The following is a 17894-nucleotide window of genomic DNA, read 5'->3' on the forward strand; positions in this document are numbered from 1 at the left end:
TTCCGCGCGTTCCCTTCTTTCCCCACAGACCAGGAATCCAATCATGAACCGCCCCGAACGCACCTTCACGACCGACCAAATCCGCCTGGAACGTCGGCTGCCGTCGTATTGGCGTGTCACCTTCGACATGCCCCCAGTCAATATCTTCGGCCCCAAGCAGCTTCCGCTTCTTGATGACGTCGTCAAGGCGATCGAGACCGATCCTGAGGTGAAGGTCGTGGTGTTCGACAGCGCCGTCGAAGGCTTCTTCATCACGCATTACGACTTCCTCGCGCCGCTGGAGGATTCGCTTCGTATCCCGCCGGGGCCGACGGGCCTGCAGGCACTGCCCGACATGCTGGTGCGTCTCAGCCGCGCGCCGGTGGTTTCGATTGCCTCGATTAGGGGCCGTGCGACCGGCGTCGGCAGCGAACTGGCGCTGGCAAGTGATATGCGCTTTGCCAGCCGCGAAAAGGCGGTCCTGTCGCAATGGGAGGTCGGTGCGGGCCTCGTGCCCGGCGGCGGCCCGATGGCGCGGTTGCCGCGTCTGATGGGCCGCGGCCGCGCGCTCGAGGTTCTGCTTGGCGCCGACGATATCCACGGCGATCTCGCCGAACGTTACGGCTATGTGAACCGCTCGTTGCCGGATGCCGAGCTCGATGGCTTCGTCGAGGCGCTGGCCATGCGCATCGCGTCCTTCGACAAGGAGGCGATTGCCGAGACCAAGCGCCTCGTCGACGTTGCGAGCCTGCCACCGGATATCGAGATCAAGCCGGAATGGGACGCGTTCCTGGCCTCGCTCAGCCGCCCGGCAAGCCAGAGCCGCATCAAGGCGCTGATGTCGCGCGGCTTCCACCGCGCCGGTGATGTCGAGAACCGGCTCGGCTTCCATGTCGGACAGATCGGTAGCTAGCGGAACTGCTGCGGCGCTCGGCCGGTTGGAACGGCGACAGGCGGTCGTGCCAATGTCGCTTTCGTACCGTACCGAGTGCCGGTGCTAAAAAAATCAACCAGGAGAATTGAGATGATCCGCAAGGCAACAGCGGTCTGGAAAGGCACCGGTCGCGATGGCACTGGTCAGTTATCGAGCGAATCCGGCGTGCTCGCCGCGACGCCTTATTCGTTCAAGACCCGCTTTGAGAACGAGAAGGGCACCAATCCCGAGGAATTGATCGCTGCGGCCCATGCCGGCTGCTTCACTATGGCGCTGGCCTTCGGCCTGCAACTCGCCGGCTTCACGCCGGACGAGCTCACGACTGAAGCTGCGGTCAGCCTCGAGCCGGAAGGCAAAGGCTTCAAGATCAGCAAATCGGCGCTGACGCTACGTGCCAAGGTGCCGAACCTCGACGACGCTGGTTTCGCCAAGATCGCGGGCGAGGCCGAGAAGAACTGTCCGGTGTCGAAGGTGCTCAACGCCGCAATCACGCTCGACGCGAAGCTGACGTAAGGCGCGCTCAATTTATGTCCATCTGGTTCTGCTTGGGGAAGCTGAGGTCGTCGAAGCTTTGGCCTCCACGAGAGGAACCGGATGGGCAAATGCCCGGCTTTCGGCTGGGCCGCCGAAAGCATAATATGCGACGGATGCAGAACGGACAGACGGATCAATTGGGAGCATCGAATGACAACGGAACGCGCAATTCTGGCCGGAGGCTGCTTCTGGGGCATGCAGGATCTGATCCGCAAGCAGCCGGGCGTGGTCTCCACCCGCGTCGGCTACACCGGCGGTGCGGTGAAGAATGCCACCTACCGCAATCATGAAGGTCATGCCGAAGCGATCGAGATCACCTTCGATCCCGCCAAGACCAGCTTTCGAACCATGCTGGAGTTCTTCTTCCAGATCCACGATCCGACCACGCTCAACCGCCAGGGCAATGATTTGGGCACGAGCTATCGCTCGGCGATCTTCTATACCAGCGACGAGCAGAAGCGGGTCGCCAGGGATACGATTGCAGACGTCGAGGCGTCCGGTCTCTGGCCTGGCAAGGTCGTGACCGAGGTCGCGCCCGCGGGCGAGTTCTGGGAAGCCGAGCCGGAGCATCAGGATTATCTCGAACGCTATCCGGACGGGTACACCTGCCACTTCATCCGCCCCGACTGGAAGTTGCCGCGGCGCGGGGCTGCCGCGGCAGGCTAAAGCTGGTCGTCGCTATTGCCGGGGAGAGCCATGGCTGAAATCCGCGAGATCATCGCCGGCATCCGCAGATCACATCGACCGCTTTTCGGGCCATCTCCCTCAGCTCCGGGCGGCGGGCGCCGGCACGGGCGCGAATGGCGATGGTGTGCATCGTGGCTGAAGCGAGAATGGCAAGCGCCGCCGGATCGGCGTCGCGCTTCAGCTCGCCCTTGTCCTGGGCGAGGCGGAAGCGGGCTTCGAAATCGGCATCTATCATGCGCAGTCCCGCCGCAACGCTGCTCCGGATCGCGGCATCTTCTGCGACTTCGGTCACCGCCGTCCCCACCACGAAGCAGCCGCGTGCGGCTCCCTTGCCGGAAAAGTAGATCGACAGCGCCGCGTCATAGACCAGCATCAGCGCTTCGTCCAAGGAATGGTCCCCGGCGAGAGCCTCACGCGTCGCGGCAAGGCTGATCTCCCAATACCGCGCGAGCGCCTCGAGATAGAGCGCATGCTTGTTGCCGAACACCGCGTAGAGGCTCGGCGGACTCATCCCGGTCGCGGCAGCGACCTTGTCCAGGGAGGTACCGGAATAACCGGTTCTCCAGAACGTTTCCGTTGCCCGCTTCAAGGCCGTCTCTGCGTCGTAGGCCGGTGGGCGTCCCCGGCGCGCCGGGGTCGTTTCGCTCTTTTTCCGTGCCATATCGTCAGAACCCCGGTTGCCATGTTCCACACGCATATTTGTATGGATCGTTATAAAAATCAAGGTCGCGGACTTGATCGCCGCGTCGGAGTACAATATTTGTAACGAGCGTTATTAAATAGATTGAACCCGAGGATCTTCCGATGCGTTTCGATTTCGCGCCAATCGCCGGCGGGCTCGGCGTTCGCAACAGCTTCCGCCCGAGCGAGGCAGCCGCCCAATGGTTTGGGGCAGGGCTCGGCAAGCCGCTGCGACGGCCGCTGATGCTTGCGCTGCCGATGGCGGTGGCCGTGGTCGGCGCATTCATCTATCTGGCGCAGGAGCAATATGTCTCGACCGACGACGCCTTTGTGCGTGCCGCCAAGGTGACCATCAACGCGCGCGTTTCCGGCCAGGCGGTCGAGATAGCCGTGCGTGACAACGAGCGCGTCCGGCGGGGGCAGGTGCTGTTTCGCATCGACCCGGAGCCTTATCAAATTGCCGTCGACCAGGCCGAGGCGCGCCTCGGCAGTGCGCGGCTCCAGATCGAATCCCTCAAGGCGACCCACCGTCAGCAGCAGGCGGAGCTGCAGTCGGCCAAAGAGACGGCTACGTTCGACGAGCACGAATTCGACCGCAAGAGGATGCTGGTTGCCTCCGACTTCACGCCACGCGCGGTCTATGAACGGGCCGAGACGGATCTCAAGGTCGCTCGCCAGCGCGTGGCGTCGGTCGAGCAGCAGATCGCCACCACGATCGTCGCACTCAACGGCGAGCTTGAGGGTGATGTCGATCGCCATCCGGCAGTCCGCGCAGCCAAGGCACAATTCGACCGTGCGCGGCTGGATCTCTCCTACGCCACCGTGACGGCGCCGGACGACGGCATCGTGACCAAGGTCGACGATCTCCAGATTGGTGGCTTCGTCAATGCCGGGGCACCGACGTTCTCGTTGCTGTCGAGCCGGCACGTCTGGGTCGAGGCGAATTTTCGCGAGACCGGTCTCACTCATATGCGCCCTGGCCAGGAGGCGACGATCGACGTCGATGCCTATCCCGATCGCAAGTTCAAGGCACACATCGTCAGCATGAGTCCGGGGACCGGCTCGGACTTCTCGCTCCTGCCGCCCGAGAATGCGACGGGAAACTGGGTCAAGGTCGTCCAGCGATTGCCGGTGCGCTTGGAACTCGACGATCTCGATCCAAACCGGCCGTTGTTCTCAGGCATCAGCGTGACGGCGCGGGTCGATACAGGCCATCGCCGCAGCTGGGCGCATCTGCTCCAACCGGCGCTTGCGATGGAGGGCAAATGAGTACGCCCCTCCCATCGTCCACGGCGCCCGGCGGTCATCACGCGATCGCCGCGGCCGCCCTCATGGCGACCTACATGCAGGCCGTCAACATCTCGATACCGAACGCGGCGCTACCCCATATTCAGGCGACGCTCTCGATGGCCAATGACGAGGTCGGTTGGGTGTTTTCCTCGTATATCGCGGCGAGCGCCGTGACCATGTCGATCACGCAATGGCTGGCGGGACGCTACGGTCGGAAGGTAGTCTATCAGGCCGCCGTCACGATCTTCGTGTTGGGTCTCGCGCTCGACACGCTGGCGACGACGTCGATTCAGTTCGTGCTGGCGCGAATCCTCCAGGGCGCGGCGAGCGGACCGCTGGCACCGCTCTCGCTGGCGATCCTGCTCGAGGCGACATCGCCGGTGCGACATGCGCGCATGAGCCTGGCGTGGACCGTCTGCTCCCTACTCGGCATCAGCAGTGGCCCGGCCATTGGCGGCTGGCTCAGCGAATATTACCGCTGGCCCTCGATCTTCTATTTCAGCCTGCCGATGACGGGCTTCATTTTCCTGACGATGGCTCAGCTGCTCCGCGAGAAGCGGGCGGAGCGGAGCCGGTCCTTCGACTTCTTCGGTCTGACGACGTTCTCCGTCGGCATGATCGGGTTGCAGATGTTGCTCGACCGCGGGGAGCGCCTCGAATGGTTCGCCTCGACGGAAATCTGGATCGAGGCGGGCGCCTCCGTGCTCGGCTTCTATCTCTTCATCGTGCACGTCATGACGACAAAGGAGCACTTTCTCCGCACGGCGCTGTTCAGGGACCGCAATCTCGTGCTCTCGACGGTCATCTCCTTCGCGCTTGGCTTCGTGCTGCTGCCGACCCTGGCCTTGACGTCCCCGATGCTGGAGGAATTGCTCAACTACCCCGTCGACACCACCGGATACATGACCGTTCCTCGCGGCGTCGCGCTGGTGGGGGCGCTGGTGCTGACGAGCCTGGTCCCGGCGCAGATCGACTACCGGCCGTTCCTCGTGGGTGGAATGACGCTGGTGGTCTATGCCAACTGGCTGATGCTTGGCTATTCACCGGCGATGGATTGGCGGCCGGTCGTCGAGGCCGGCCTGCTCCAGGGAGCGGGTCTCGGCATGTTGCTGCCCGCGCTCGCCAGGGCCGCGTTCGGCACGCTCGATCCGAAGCTCCGCCCGGAAGGCAGCGCGCTGATCAACCTGTCGCGCCTCTATGGCAGCACCATTGGCATCGCGGTCGTCCAGCTCTTCTTCTACGCCAACACGCAGGCTGTGCATGTCGCACTCGCAAAGAACCTCACGCCCTATCGTGTCGCCGCTTACGTCGGGGGCTCGGTCGGCAAGCCGGGTCTTGCGGCCCTCAACGGCATGGTCACGCGTCAGGCGGCGACCGTCGCGGTCATCGACCAGTTCGAGATCCTGATGTTCGCCATGCTCGTCATGATTCCGCTCGTGTTTTTTCTCCGTAAGCCGCGGCCTACCGGTTAACGCCTGGAGTCGTGGAATGACATCGCATCGTCAATTTCGAATACCTCGTCCCTTACTTTTGAGGGAGCTGAGGGCAAACAAAGGAGCATCAGCATGACAACGTCGGATTCGCTTCGTTATACGAGAATTCTAACTCATCAATCCGGGACGATTCCCGCGGTGGGATTTGGCACGCTCATTCCGGATCCGCTCGTGACCAGGCGGGCCACCAAGGCTGCATTGGAGGCCGGATTTCGACATCTTGATTGCGCGGAGCGCTATCGCAACGAAGAGGCGGTCGGCGATGCGCTGCGGGAGGCATTCAAGGCGGGGACGCTTCAGCGCAAGGACCTGTTCGTTACGACGAAGCTATGGAACACCAATCATCGGCCGGAACGGGTCAGGCCTGCCTTCGACGGCAGTCGCCGGCGGCTGCAACTCGACGAGATCGATTGCTACATCATCCATACGCCCTTTGCCTTTCAACCCGGCGACGAGCAGGACCCGAGGGATGAGCACGGTCGGGTCATCTATGATTCAGGGGTTACGCTGGCGGAGACATGGGGGGCGCTGGAGCGCCTCGTCGACGAGGGGCACTGCAAGTCGATCGGTCTGTCGGACATCACCCTGGACAAGCTGCGCGAGATCGTTTCGATCGCGCGGATCAGGCCCGCCATGGTGCAAGTCGAATCGCATCCGTATCTTCCCGAATGGGACCTGCTCGACTTCTGTCGAGAGCACGGGATTGTCTTGCAGGCGTTTGCAGCGCTGGGACACGCCATGAAGCCGAACGTGCTAGCCGATCCGGTGATCACTGCCATCGCGGAGCGCTTGCACAGGACGCCGGCTCAAATTGCGCTGGCGTGGGCGGTCCAGCGCGGCACCGCTTTCCTGACGACTTCGACCAATTCCCGGCGCATCCAGGAAAACTTCGATATTTCGGCCTTGCCCGAAGACGCCATGCGAGAGATGAGGGACCAGATTACGACAAACATCAGGTTCAACACGGTCGTCGAGACCGGCGTGCCCGGATTCATTCCGCGGGCCGGATGAATCGGCGCCGGTCAGCCGACTCGTCAAGCCCGGAGCTGCTCGATCAGATCGTGGGCGCTGCGGATCTCGGCAATGCCGGCGCCCTCGGTGAACGGCCCGCATGCGCGTTGCAGAATTGCCAAGGCCTCCGCGCTCTGGCCGGCCCCGATCATGTACCGCGCCAGGCTGACCGCGCTTCGCAGCTCCCAGAAAAGCGCGCCTTGCTGGACGGCAATGTCCATGGCCTCGCGAAAGCGCGCCTCGGCATCCTCTGAATGCCGGGCGTTCCTGAGCATCAACTCTCCCTTGATGCGGATCAGCTCCGGCAGATACCAGAGCTCCTGCCGGTCGTTGCAGCGGGTCAGGACATCCTCGATCACGTCGAGCCCGCGATCGACCTGGTCGGCCTCTCCGGAACACGCGGCGAGCTCGCCGAGCAAGGGCAGAAAGCGCGGCAGGAAGCGCGCATCGCCGGCGCGATTGAGCTCCTCGCGCAGCAGCGGCAGGCCGGTCGTGACGTCGCCGCGCCTGACCATGACTGCGGCGTTGAAGGCCCGTGCCCACAGGCCCCACAGCCGGATGGCGTGGCGCTCGGTGTGTTCGAGCAGCTCGATGCCGTGACGCTCGGCGGCGTCGAAATCGCCGGACCAGAAGGCGATCGGGCAGGCGGCTTGTCCGAGCACGCTGCAGAATGTCAGCGCGTGGCCGTTGGCGCGGCCTTCCTCGATGTTTCTGGCGGTGAGGGCCTGAGCCTGATCGGCCAGACCCTGAAGCCACAGGATGCGAGCTCGAAAATATTGCGTCGATATTCTCAGATCGAGCGGGAAGATTTTCGGCTTCTCCGCCAACACATGCAACGATGCATTGACCCGGTCGATGCGCAGCCGAGCCTCGTTCTGATCCCCGAGATAATGCAGCGCGACGGCCATCAGCCGGTCGCCCAGCATGACATCGGTCCTGTCGGGCGAGTTCGCGGCTGCGTTCGCAAAGCGATCGGCGAGCGCACGGGCCTTGCCGAACTGTCCGTTATTGAACTGGTCGATGCACAAGCCCCAGAGCGCGCGCAGCCGGAAATCCTTGTCGTCGAGCCTGTCAGCCAGCTCGAGGGTCGTCTCGAGGATCGGCCGCGCCTCGCGCGCGCGGCCCTCGCCATACATCAGCGACCATCCGAGCGCCGACAGCAGCTGCATGCGGATGCGGTCGTCGTCGGCGGTGTCTCCGAGCGCCGCGAGCGCCGTTCTGCTGCGCTCACGGCATTCCGCGAACAGCGAAAGACGCACCCACAGCGTGACTGCGGCCGACGTCAGCGCGATCCCGAGTTTCGGCTCGCCGTCGGGCCCGAAGGCCCAGTCCAACGCCGCGCGCACATTGTCCAGCTCCGCGCCATACATGCTCAGCCATTCGGGCAGCGGCGTCGAAATATCGGCCTCCGCGCGCTGGAATAAATCGCGAAAATGCTCGGCATGACGCCGCGCGAACTGCCCGGCTTCGCCGAGCTCGTTGAGTTTTCCGTATGCATAGGTGCGCGTGGTGTCGAGCAGCCGATAGCGCAGCGTCCGCGAGCCGGACGGCGAAATCAGAGACTTGGTCACCAGGCTGTCGATTGCTTCGAGGGTCTCGGAGGCGTTGAGGCCGTCACCCGACGCGACCGCCGCAGCCGCCTCCGGCGCGAAAGGCCCGGCGAAGACCGACAGGCGTCGCAGCGTTGCGCTCTCCGCGGCAGGCAGAAGGTCGTAGCTCCAGTCGAGCGCCGCAGCGAGTGTCTGGTGCCGCGGCACGGCGGTGCGTCGGCCGCGCCATTGCAGCGAAAAGCGGCTGTCGAGCAGGGATGCCGTGCCGGCGATGCCGTAAGCATTGACGCGGCCCGCCGCGAGCTCGATTGCCAGCGCGATGCCGTCGAGGCGCCGGCAGATGCTCGCGACGAGGGGGGCCTCTTCCGCGCTGAGCTGGAACGGGCCCGAGCTCTGCGCAATGCGCTCCACAAAGAGCTGAGCCGCAGGGTAGGCAAGGACCTCGTCGACAGCAAGCCCTTCGCGCTCGGGCGGACAGTCCAGCGGGAACAGCCGGAAAATTCGCTCGCCTTCGCTCCGGAACGACTCGCGGCTGGTTGCGAGAACACGAAGCTGCGGTGCTTCGCGAACGATGCGCTCGACCAGCGGCGCCAAATGATCCAGCACATGTTCGCAACCGTCGAAGATCAGCAGGGCCGGGTCGGTCTTCAGAAACGTCAGCAGGGCCGGCGTCGGATCCTCCGCGCTGATGGTCAGTCCGAGCGCCGAAGCAATGGTGGTCGCGATGTGACTGGCATCCCTCAGCGGACCGAAATCGACAAAGAAGACTCGCCCGCCGAAATCCTGGGAGCGGCGATGCCCGACGGTGACGGCGACCGAGGTCTTGCCGATGCCGCCCGGGCCGACGACGGTCATGAAGCGATAGAGCGAAAGTCCGTTCGAGATCTTCTCGATGACACCTTCCCGGCCGACCATCGTGGTGAGCTGAGCGGGCAAGGAGCGGGGAGGGGCGCTTTCGGCCGGGAGCGGGGCGGCCGGAGGAGCTGCTTGAGCGAACGAGGCGACAAAGCAATAGCCGCGGCCGGGCACGTTGACGACGTAACGCGCCGACTTGCCGGTGTCGCCGAGCGCCTTGCGTAGCGCTGCGACATGGAAGCGCAGGCTACCCTCGTCGACATTGACGCCGGCCCAGATGCGCTTGACCAGCTCTCTCTTGTCGACCACTTCTCCGGGGCGTCCGGCAAGGAAGATGAGAATGTCGAGCGCGCGGCCGCCGACATGAAGCGGCGAGCCCTCCTTCTCCAAGAGCCGGGACTTCGGAAACAGTCGAAATGGCCCAAAGGAAATGGCCGAATCTTCGCTACGATCTGGCACGCGCCATCGCCCCCTCGAAGGGAGTCAAAAGGTATTACTTTCTGATCTAACAGAACGAGGCGTACAGTAAACCGGTCGAAAGCAGTGGGCAGGGCTGACAGCCTTGCGCGGACGGATGGCTCGCCGAAATAATGCTTGTGAAATAAAGAGTTAGGCCGACATGACAATGCGATGACGCCGGGGCACGGCCGGATGGAGCATTGACTGTGATGCCGGATTGCTGCGATGGCATGGTCCGGGAGCCGGTCCCGCCACCACATTGACTGCCGACTTCCGGAATTTCCAGCATGGCCTCTTTCACGCGGCGACAATTGGTGCACGCGTTGTCGGGCGCAGCGGCGCTCGCCGCGCTTCCCCGCAGCGGACAAGCCGCCGACTATCCGTCTCGTCCCATTCGCCTGGTGATTCCCTACGGAGCCGGCGGATCGGGTGACCAGATCGCGCGCCCCTGGGTGGACAGGATGCCGTCGCTGCTCGGGCCGACCTTCGTCGAATATATCGGCGGCGCGGGCGGCGCCATCGGGACCGCGGCGGTCGCGCGCGAGGAGCCCGACGGCTATTCGCTGCTGCTCGGCAACGGCAGCACGCAGGTCATCATTCCCATGACGGCGGCAAATCCCGGATATTCCGTTGGCGATTTCCGCGCCATCTACCGGCTGATCAACAGCGCGCTGGTTTTCGCCGTCAATCCTTCGGTGCCTGCCGCAAACCTGCGCGAGTTGATCACCTATGCGAAAGCCAATCCAGGAAAGCTGTCCTATGGCACGCCGGGGATCGCCACCGGAAACCATCTGGTCGGCGAATCCTTCAAGCAGCAGGCCGGCGCGCTGGACATCGTCCACGTGCCCTATCGCGGCATCGCGCAGGCGACCAACGACCTCGTCAGCGGCCAGATATCGCTCGTCATTGCCGTCATGTCCGTTCAATTGCAGCAGCTGGCCCAAGCGGGAAGAGTCAGGCTGCTTGCGGTCACCACCGAAACGCGGCTGAGCGGCGCGCCGGAGATCCCGACCGCCGTCGAATCCGGCATGTCCGGCATCCGGTATGAGGGATGGTTCGGTCTGTTCGCACCCAAGGACACCGACGATGCGATCATCGACCGGATCGCGCAGGCGACGCGGCTCGCCATGGCCGATAGGGCGCTTCTGGCGAGCTATCGCGCCCAGGGCATGGAGCCGGACAACGATTCAAGCCCGGACAAATTCCAGCGCATCGTCGAGGCCACATCCGCAAGCCTCGCGCCCCTGATCAAATCGATCGGGCTGATCAATTTGTGAAGCCGCTCAGGCATCGGCGCGCGTGACAATGCGCGCCGTCAGCGTGACGAGGCCCATCAGCGCGGTCAGGAGCCAGAACGCCACCGGCAATCCGCCAAGACGTGCGATGAAGCCGACACCGGCGGGGCCCGCGAGAACGCCGGCGTAGCCGGCGGTCGTGATCGCCGCGACGGCGAGGCCCGTTGGCATCACCTTCTGCCTCGCCGCTCGGCGGAACAGCACCGGCACGAGGTTGGATGCGCCGAGGCCGATGAGTAGGAAGCCGCCTATGGCGACCGCCACGACGGGAGCGGTGAGCAGGACCACGAAACCCGCGATCGCAATCAGGCTGCCCCAGAACAATGTCGTGCGGTCTCCGATGCGCGCGACGACGGCGTCGCCGCCGAGCCGCCCAATCGTCATCGCGACCGAGAACACGATGTAGCCGATCCCGCCTTGCGCTTCGGAAACGAGACCCGCGCCGATGACGAGCAACGCGCCCCAATCGAGCATCGCGCCTTCGACGAGGAAGGTGATGGCGCAAAGCAGCGCGAGCAGGAGCACGGCGCCATGCGGCAGCACGAACAGCGGTCCTTCCTGCACCTGCACGGAGCGAAGCAGCCGCGGCCAGGCCCCAAGCATCGCGATCAGCATCAGGACGGAGCAGATCAGCGTGCAAGCGAGCGCGCCGAGTTGCAGCGAGAGCAGTGCGGTCATGAGCGCGGCCCCGGCGAAGCCGCCGATACTGAACAGCGCGTGGAAGCCGGACATCAGCGGACGTCCCGCGGCGCGCTCCACCTCAACCGCGTGGATGTTCATGGCGACATCGATGGAGCCGAGCGCGGCGCCGAATGCGAGGAGTGCCAGCGCCAGCATCGCGGGCGAGTTCGCGATTGTCAGCAGAGGCAGGACCAGGGCAAGACCGATCCCGCCCGCCATGATGATCGGCTTGCTGCCATAGCGCGCACTCAGCACGCCGGTCAGAAGCATCGCGACGACCGAGCCGATGCCGAGGCTGAGCAGGAGCAGTCCGAGGATGCCGTCGTCGACGGCGAGCCGCGCCTTCGCGAACGGCACCAGTGGTGCCCAACACGCCATGCCGAAACCCGCGACGAGGAAGGCAAGTCTGGTCGCAAGGCGTGTCGCTGGCCTGTCGGCAGAAGACATGGGAACTCCGGGAAGGGGGAATCAGGGCAGGGGCAATCGACAAGCCCCGCAATTGTCGCGTCTTTATGTCCGCGGCGGACTCGGATTGTCGCAGGCGGCCCCCGGGCGGCCGCAAGCGGACACCAGGCCTTTTGGCTCGTCACCGGCATCTCGGCGCGCCGGTGGGCTGCGCCGTCGGGCGAAACACCTTGACAGCCCGACCCGCACCGGTGTCAAGCCGCACTGATGAAAATATTCCGCTTTACCGAAATTCGGAAACGGCGTATGTGTTGGCCATCCCGGCTCATCCTTGAGGGGCGATCTTGTGGTCGTCATGTTCGCGAGCCGGGCTTGCGGTGGACGCGGCAGCGTTCGGGTGCGAGAGGCCAAGGGCAGGGCGGATTGCTCTCCGTGAGCCCAAGGCTTCGTTCCGACGAGCGGCGCTGCTAGGCTTCGTCTCGTCTGTAAGTTTCCGGCTCGGTCGACAGGGCTGGGAATACTGCGGCGAAATGGCGGGCCGTGCGTACGGCAAAACCGTGTGGGCCCTATTTTGGCACTTAGTGAGCCTCTCTGATCTTCTAAAGAGCCTACAAAACAAGGTGTTTGAGGCTTAGACTGTCTCAATCGGGCTCACTGGAAACCGCTGCAACTGGGGCTGAGCCCCAGCTCAGTTTCAACACTCCGAACAGAGAAGCACCATGTCCAGCATCACCACCAACCGGCCCGCGAGCAAGGCCATCACCCCAGCCAAATGCGAGGCCAGGGTGACTAAGCAAACCAAAACTTATGACGGCGGAAGGAACGGCGTCCCCGGCCTTTACGTCAGCGTTACCCCGAAAGGCGTGGCGACGTTCAATCTAAAATTCTCTATCCACGGCAAGGGCAGCACGATCAAGGTCGGCATCTATCACCCCGAGCTGTTCACCATCGAGATGGCGCGCATTGAGGCGATGAAGTTGAAGTGGCGGATCGGCAACGGCGAGGATGTTCTACAGGCTGCACGACAAGCTAAGCAGCTGCAGGCCAAGCTGTCGGGCGTCTCCGTCAATCAGGTGATCGATGAGCGCATTGCTTGGATTAGCCAGCTGGTGCCCAAGGGCCGGGAGAAGGACGGCATCACGTTGAAGATGGCTCCGCGCAAGAAGGCGTGGGAGACTATGGCCAGCCACCTGAACCGCTTCATCAGGCCACGCCTTGGCAGCAAGATCGCCAGCGAAATCACAAAGCACGACATCGCACAGCTGCAGGCCGATATCCTTGTAGGCACGCTGATCATCAAGGGAGGCAGGACCAGCAAAAAGGGATCGATCAGCAGCGCAATCCACATGCGCAAGGCTGCTTCAGGCTTGTTCAGATGGGCAGCTGAAGCAGGCCGCGACTACGTGACTGCCAGCCCGTGCGTCAATCTCCCGGCGCTGGATGTGGTGCCGCCGCGCACACGCAAGCTATCACCTGATGAAGTCAGGACCTTGTGGCATGGTCTGGACCGTCCTGACATCTGCGCTGATCGCAAGATTTGTCTGGCCATCAAATACACCTTCCTGATGATGCTCAGGACATGGGAAGCACTGGGCACGCACTCCAACGAGTTCGATGAGCATGGAGGCCTCAACAGCAAGCTGCCTGTGGTCATCATTCCCCCTGAGCGCGTCAAGCTGGCTCGCGAAATCCGTCAGCCCCTGTCCGATCTTGCTGCGCAGATAGCGAAGGAAGCCATGGGCAATCACCCATTCCTGTTCGCAGGGCGCTGGGGCACTGAGCCGCTGAACAAGAAGGCGATGGCCTGTGCCCTGCGTGGCAACAGGGTCAGGCGCAACGGCAAGATCGTGACGAGGACTGTTGGCATCTGCGAGCAGCTGGGCATGAAGCCGTTCACGCCGCACGATCTGCGCAGGACCGCAGCCAGCCTGCTGGCTGGTGCAGGTGTCAGCCGTGCCACCATCGCACTGTGCTTGGATCACCAGATCAGGGCCGACGACAACGGCATTGCCATCTCACCAGTCACCGGCAGGCACTATGATCAGGACCCGCGCATTGCTGAGAAGCGCGAGGCCCTGCAGAAGCTGGCCGATGAGATACGACGCATCGTCAATCAGCCAGCCGAAGTGCAGCAGGCAGACAGCGCAATGCGTCGAGCCGCCTGATCCAGCTCACATCGGCAGCAGAGAGCCCGTCCGGTTGATCCGAGGCGGGCTTTTCTGTGCGTTTTTTACGGCGCTCCGAAAAAGACCGCTGAGGTCATCTATGCCTTTGATCGGTCGAACTCTTCCCCGCCGTCCACCGACGGCAGGTTCGACTTCGCTGAACATCTTATTAGCCGCCCACCGATTGCATAACAATCTCAGCGAGTTACGAGCATAACGAACACGCACGTCTCACATCAGCGGTTTTTTCGCGAGAGCGCGAGAGTCCCCGTGCTGCAGCCAACTCCTTCAAATTACGTCACTTTTTTTTGGAGCCTCAAATGTCGTTGTGGGTGCTGGCCGAGGTAGGGCCAATGAACCCATGACCGGCTCGGCAATCGAGTCGGAATGAGATGGAGATAATCTCGTGGCTCAACCCCAGCGACTCGAAATAAGATTTCTTGGCACAACCATACGCGCGGACGGTGTCGTCGGCATCGTCGGTGCGGTTGCGGTCGTTGCTTTCATACTGGCGATTTATACCCAAAATTAATGTGACCGAGAAAGCATTTGAGATGGGTTACACACTCAACGACCTGATCGATCTTTACCGCACTGATCCGGACTCATCTTTCCGAAATCTTCAATATCAGGTCCGCGTCAAACAAGATCGCGTGCTGAAGCGCCTCGGCAATGAACACGGCAAGCATCAACTCCGAAGCATCAAGCAGCGGACATTGCTGGAGTGGCACAAAGCGTGGTCCTCTGGCGGCAAAATCGCGGCAGCAAATGAACTGATCGCGCGATTGCGTGCCCTGTTCAGATTTGGTTTCACGCTACTCGAGGACCGAGAGTGCCAACGGTTGCTGGAAATCCTGCGGGAAAGTCGATTTCGCAGTTTGGGTCCTCGCCACGTGCAACTAACGGCGGAGCATGTACGCGCAATTCGTGCAGTCGCTCGGGATCATTTTGGTTGGTACTCACTTGCACTGGCTCAGGCGCTTCAGTTCGAGTTAATGCTGAGCCAGAAGGACGTGATTGGCGAGTGGGTGCCAGTGAGCGAGCCAGGAGAGTCAAATGTCGCGCACGACGGGCTGAAGTGGCTTCGCGGCCTGCGATGGTCGAACATCGATAAAAATCTGATTTTGCGCCATGCGGTTGGATCGGGTCGCAGACCTATTGAAGTTGATTTGAAAACAGCACCAATGGTTTTGGAAGAGTTTGAGGCTTACGGTGCGGATAAGGCTGATCTTCCGAGGCGTGGCCCGATTATTATCTGCGATACTACTGGGGTGCCGTGGTCAACCGCCGAGTTTCGCCGAAAGTGGAGACTGGTCGCGAGGAAGGCAGGTGTACCTGACATCGTGAAGAATAGGGACAGCGTCCCCACCGGAGCCATCATCGGCGGGCCAGAGCGCGCTCGCATTTCACAACCAGTCCATCTTGCTCGGATAAATCATCACTTGCGAACGCGGCGTCGCTAAGGGACATGATAAATGGCTGTCCAAGGTTGAAGGAAACTCCACATGGTGCGACAGCGTAAGCCCGTTTTTGTGGTTGTAGATACCTGCGTCTGGTTGGACTTGGCAAAGGACCACAGTCAGGAGCCACTATTGAGCGCACTGGAGGAGCTGGTGCGCATGAATTTCATAAGCCTCATCGTACCAAAAATCGTCGTTGATGAACTGGCACGAAACAAGGAGCGAGTTATCGAGGAAAGCGGTCGAAGCATTGCGAGCACATTGCGACGGGCCAAGGAAATGCTTGCCCGTTACGGCAAGGATGGCGACAGGCAGATCGCAATCACACAGCTCACCGAGATCGACCAGAAATCGGTGAACTACCGTGATGCCGCGACCAAGGCCGTTGAACGAATTGAAAGGCTGATCTTTGGCGCATCAGAAATCGTGGAAATCGTGCCTTCCATGAAGCTGGCAGCAGCGGAACGCGCCCTACACAGTAGGGCACCATTTCATCGGCAGCGCAACAGCATGGGAGATGCAATCCTGATTGAGGCTTATGGCCAAATTCAGCAGCGGTCCGCCGGACACTACGCTTTCATAACGCACAACATCAAGGATTTCAGCAACGTCGGCGTCAATGAGCAAGAACCACATCCGGACATCGTAAAGTTCTTTCCCAAAAGCAGGTCGAGGTACTTCACGAAGCTGGGGAACGCGCTGAATGTTTATCGTCCCCTCGAATTTCAGGACATCATCGTCGAGCACACGCTGGACTTCCCCCCGCGCCGGTTCGTTGAGATAACGGAAGCGATCGGCAAACTGATCGATCAGGTTTGGTACAATCGACATCAAGTGTGGAATGAAAAACTTCAGCGCGGGGAAGCAGTGCTCATCGAGGACCGTGAAGAACGCGGAAGAGACCCCTTTGGACTGCGAATTAACCGTGGCGTCTGGGAGATGGCTGAGCGCGCAGCCAGAAGCAAGGAAAGTAAGTACGGAGCCGATGAACTGGGCCCCTGGGATGATTTTGAATGGGGCATGATCAACGGCAAGCTGTCGGCGCTGAGATGGGTGCTCGGTGAAGATTGGGATATGCTTGATACTTAGGTGCCGATCAGTGTGGGGGATCAATGGCTGAAGAAAAGAAGGGACGCGACTGGCTTGCGGTCGGAATATCACTTTTCTCTCTGGGGATTTCAGCACTAACGGCCTATCACACGATCTTCTTCAACGTGATGACGTGAGGTTCATCGTTGGTGATGTGCTGCGGGTGATGCGCGACAAAACCCAGTTCACGTTGCCGGAAATGCAGGAGTTCACTTTTATCAATTCCGGCAACCGGCAAGCGGTTGTCAGCGATATCTATGGAATGCTTGTGCTCGTGACGAGCGCGGGCGACGCTGCCGCCCAATGCAATCAAAAACTCCCATTGCACAAGTCCATCTATCTGGAAGCAAATCCGCTTGTATTGAAGCCGGGTGAGATACAGGTCCTCCAAGCTAAGGTTCGAGCTGAGTACCCTTGGAAAAAGGACGGCGGCCTGCTCCGCTTTAAGGAAGATGGCGCGGTCGAGGGTGTTGCCAGTTATGTAGTCTGTCTTGCACTCCGCGTAAGTACGCCGGACAGCTCGTCAGCCAAATGGGTGCAGCCGCTCTATGTGCTTCCGAATGCAGGTGAGCAAGAGGATGCCTTTGGGAAGGGCGAACCCCTCAAGGTGTTGCAACGGACGAGGCTTGGCTTTTGATGAGTGCTCTCAAGGCCGCTGTGAGCTATTCAGCTCGCATCCGGTGGCGATGTTCGTTTCATCATCATTGGTAGGACAGTGCCGTCGCTGATCAACCCAGCGAACTTCGATGGCGGCGATGGCGGTGTAACGCCGCCTGCAGCCAGACGCGAGCGGGCTGCGGCGGTCAGGCCAAATTCGTTCGCGAACTTGATCATGTCGGCAGCGTGCTTGCGCGCGATGGAGACCAGCGGGTTCGCAGCCGCGTCACCGAACTTGGTCCTGATCAGCTGGGCGTTCATCACCGGATCATTGGCCTGCATCCTCGTCAGCGTCTCTGCCGCAAGACGCCACTGCCCATAGGCATGACAGTAGGCGGCCAGCGCGGGGACATCGATCCGAGTGAGCAAGTGCAGTCTGTGCAGCTCGGGAGCGGTCTCCCACCACAGGTCGGCGGCGTAGCCGGTGATGAAGGACGGCGGCTCGGGACAGCTTGGAGGGACGGTGGGCTCAGGCTCGGGCTTTGGCCTGCGCTTGCCGGGGTTGCCGCGCATCAGCTTCAGGTGCAGCGGCGTAGGCGGCGGCCCAGGTTTCATGGGAACCTCCAAAAATAGTCGGCTATCGAGCCCAATCTGCGCGTTTTGCCGTCGAAAGACGAGGGGCGGTTATTCCGAAGGAGAAAATTTTTCTCGGGCGATTTTCATATCCTG

Annotated in this window: 15 protein-coding genes; 11 read left to right on the forward strand and 4 right to left on the reverse strand. The window is 61.9% G+C overall.

What is annotated here, in order from left to right; all coding sequences use genetic code 11:
- Nucleotides 1-43: 43 nt before the first annotated feature.
- The 3 genes from RX329_RS12750 (at nt 44) to msrA (ending at nt 2113) form a co-directional block, all read left to right on the forward strand.
- Nucleotides 44-892: an enoyl-CoA hydratase/isomerase family protein gene (locus RX329_RS12750; protein ID WP_018460341.1), complete on the forward strand. Its 849-nt coding sequence runs from the start codon at nt 44-46 to the stop codon at nt 890-892.
- Nucleotides 893-1003: 111 nt separating this feature from the next.
- Nucleotides 1004-1426 (forward strand): OsmC family protein, encoded by a 423-nt coding sequence (locus tag RX329_RS12755; protein ID WP_018460340.1) that lies wholly within the window; start codon nt 1004-1006, stop codon nt 1424-1426.
- A 171-nt stretch (nt 1427-1597) separates the two neighbouring features.
- Complete coding sequence (gene msrA / locus RX329_RS12760) at nt 1598-2113, forward strand: peptide-methionine (S)-S-oxide reductase MsrA (protein ID WP_085384010.1); 516 nt, start codon at nt 1598-1600, stop codon at nt 2111-2113.
- A 49-nt stretch (nt 2114-2162) separates the two neighbouring features.
- On the opposite strand, the gene RX329_RS12765 is transcribed toward msrA, so the two are convergent.
- Nucleotides 2163-2891, reverse strand: a complete 729-nt coding sequence (locus RX329_RS12765) for a TetR/AcrR family transcriptional regulator (protein WP_244561210.1) — start codon at nt 2889-2891, stop codon at nt 2163-2165.
- 47 nt (nt 2892-2938) lie between these two features.
- On the opposite strand from RX329_RS12765, the gene RX329_RS12770 reads away from it, so the two are divergent.
- The 3 genes from RX329_RS12770 to RX329_RS12780 all read left to right on the forward strand — a co-directional run bounded on the left by RX329_RS12770 (nt 2939) and on the right by RX329_RS12780 (nt 6609).
- Nucleotides 2939-4084 carry an HlyD family secretion protein gene (locus RX329_RS12770; protein ID WP_085384012.1) on the forward strand — a complete coding sequence of 382 codons (1146 nt, stop codon included), beginning with the start codon at nt 2939-2941 and terminating at the stop codon, nt 4082-4084.
- Entirely contained in the window at nt 4081-5577 is a 1497-nt protein-coding gene (locus RX329_RS12775; protein ID WP_085384013.1) for an MDR family MFS transporter, read from the forward strand. The genes RX329_RS12770 and RX329_RS12775 overlap by 4 nt, the downstream gene beginning before the upstream one ends.
- Nucleotides 5578-5670: 93 nt before the next feature.
- Nucleotides 5671-6609, forward strand: a complete 939-nt coding sequence (locus RX329_RS12780; RefSeq protein ID WP_026234005.1) for an aldo/keto reductase — start codon at nt 5671-5673, stop codon at nt 6607-6609.
- A 23-nt stretch (nt 6610-6632) separates the two neighbouring features.
- Here RX329_RS12780 and RX329_RS12785 read toward each other — a convergent pair whose 3' ends face one another.
- Nucleotides 6633-9473, reverse strand: coding sequence for an ATP-binding protein (locus RX329_RS12785; protein ID WP_085384014.1), 2841 nt, complete (start codon nt 9471-9473; stop codon nt 6633-6635).
- A 287-nt stretch (nt 9474-9760) separates the two neighbouring features.
- On the opposite strand from RX329_RS12785, the gene RX329_RS12790 reads away from it, so the two are divergent.
- Nucleotides 9761-10750 carry a Bug family tripartite tricarboxylate transporter substrate binding protein gene (locus RX329_RS12790; RefSeq protein WP_085384015.1) on the forward strand — a complete coding sequence of 330 codons (990 nt, stop codon included), beginning with the start codon at nt 9761-9763 and terminating at the stop codon, nt 10748-10750.
- A 6-nt stretch (nt 10751-10756) separates the two neighbouring features.
- Here the strand turns inward: RX329_RS12790 and RX329_RS12795 are convergent, their stop codons facing one another.
- Nucleotides 10757-11896 carry an MFS transporter gene (locus tag RX329_RS12795; RefSeq protein WP_085384016.1) on the reverse strand — a complete coding sequence of 380 codons (1140 nt, stop codon included), beginning with the start codon at nt 11894-11896 and terminating at the stop codon, nt 10757-10759.
- Nucleotides 11897-12573: 677 nt separating this feature from the next.
- Between RX329_RS12795 and RX329_RS12800 the strand changes: the two genes are divergently transcribed.
- From RX329_RS12800 to RX329_RS12815, 4 genes are all read left to right on the forward strand, one after another.
- The gene (locus tag RX329_RS12800; protein ID WP_317245893.1) at nt 12574-14019 is read left to right on the forward strand and encodes an integrase family protein; all 1446 of its coding nucleotides are present in this window, start codon (nt 12574-12576) and stop codon (nt 14017-14019) included.
- Nucleotides 14020-14552: 533 nt separating this feature from the next.
- Nucleotides 14553-15482 carry a hypothetical protein gene (locus RX329_RS12805; RefSeq protein ID WP_317245894.1) on the forward strand — a complete coding sequence of 310 codons (930 nt, stop codon included), beginning with the start codon at nt 14553-14555 and terminating at the stop codon, nt 15480-15482.
- Nucleotides 15483-15611: 129 nt separating this feature from the next.
- The gene (locus tag RX329_RS12810) at nt 15612-16568 is read left to right on the forward strand and encodes a PIN domain-containing protein (RefSeq protein WP_317245895.1); all 957 of its coding nucleotides are present in this window, start codon (nt 15612-15614) and stop codon (nt 16566-16568) included.
- A gap of 133 nt (nt 16569-16701) precedes the next feature.
- Nucleotides 16702-17205, forward strand: a complete 504-nt coding sequence (locus RX329_RS12815; protein ID WP_317245896.1) for a hypothetical protein — start codon at nt 16702-16704, stop codon at nt 17203-17205.
- A 29-nt stretch (nt 17206-17234) separates the two neighbouring features.
- Here the strand turns inward: RX329_RS12815 and RX329_RS12820 are convergent, their stop codons facing one another.
- On the reverse strand, nt 17235-17780 hold the full coding sequence (locus RX329_RS12820) for a phage terminase small subunit P27 family (protein WP_317245897.1): 546 nt from the start codon (nt 17778-17780) through the stop codon (nt 17235-17237).
- Between the last annotated feature and the right edge of the window lie 114 nt (nt 17781-17894).

Source organism: Bradyrhizobium sp. BWC-3-1 (genome assembly GCF_032917965.1).
Classification (GTDB): Bacteria; Pseudomonadota; Alphaproteobacteria; order Rhizobiales; family Xanthobacteraceae; genus Bradyrhizobium; species Bradyrhizobium canariense_D.